We start from the raw sequence: 1,036 nt of genomic DNA, 5'->3' as shown, positions 1-1,036 counted from the left end.
TCTCGCTCGCCACAATAATCGGTGAGGCGGCGCGTTTGAGCGTTTTCCAGACCTGCTCAATTGGGTTGAGATGTGGTGACCCAACCGGAAGAAACACGAGATCGATGCCGAGTTGATGCGCCCGCTTGCGCGTGTGTTCACACACGTGTGACGAGAAATTATCTAAGACGAGCAGAATCCGCTTGCCGGGATTCTGCTCGCGGACCTGTTCGAAGAGCGCACAGATGTTTTCTTTCGATTGGTCTTCAGGAAAGGTGAGGACGCTCTTACCGTTGAGTGCGTAGCAGCCGACCGCTGGTTCGTCAAGCGTCACCAGCGGTCGCTGCAGTGTTGGATCATCAACGTACCACAGTCGGTGAGAATTGTCGAATGGTTGGGGGTGAGACGCATCACAGAAGCCGACGACAGTTCCGCCATCTGTAGAAACATCGTCGTCAACGACCCAGCCTTCACTCTCGTCATCAGCGCGTTTGTTTTGGAGTGTGTCAGCCTCCTCGTCGAACGCGTCGTCGACGCGTTCTTCGAGGATCTCATCTGGATTTTCTGGCCGTGATGGGCGTTCTGGACGAGGCTTCGCGTACGACAAGCCAAGGTTCCGGAGAAACCGGTGGAGATAATCAGGATGGTATTGAACGTCAAACTCTTCGTCTAACAACTGCTGGATTTCCTGCGCTTTCCAGGGCTGATCTTCGCGCAACATCTCAAGGAGTTGTTCCTGTTGCTCTTCGCCGAGCTTCGGGGGCCTGCCGGCCCCGAAGTTCGGCGTGAGCAGCCCTAGCCCACCTTCGTTCCACCGACGCGCCCAGCGACTTCCTGTCGAAGCAGACTTACCAACATCGTCAGCTGCGTCTTCCAAGTTTGCTCCCTTGTAGAGACGCTTGACAAAAGTGAGTCGCTTCGTAACCTTTGGATCGTCTGCTTCGTCCAGCAGACGATCCAATTCCCCTTCATCCAGATGCCGGACAATCTCGATCCGACGATCTCCACTCATTACCTTCCAGTCTCATTCCATGCCCATAACTTCCGTCACTCATTA

Annotated in this window: 1 protein-coding gene; it reads right to left on the bottom strand. The window is 54.7% G+C overall.

The window, feature by feature from the left end:
- On the bottom strand, positions 1-991 hold a 991-nt coding region (locus tag HZR14_RS14140; RefSeq protein ID WP_181693523.1), incomplete at its 3' end, for an IS630 family transposase.
- Positions 992-1,036: the final 45 nt, after the last annotated feature.

This window comes from Natronomonas salinimetallica (genome assembly GCF_013839515.1).
In the GTDB taxonomy this organism is placed as follows: Archaea; Halobacteriota; Halobacteria; order Halobacteriales; family Haloarculaceae; genus Natronomonas.
The sequence above is the reverse complement of the archived record's forward strand: the minus strand, read 5'-3'. Positions and strand labels throughout refer to the sequence as shown.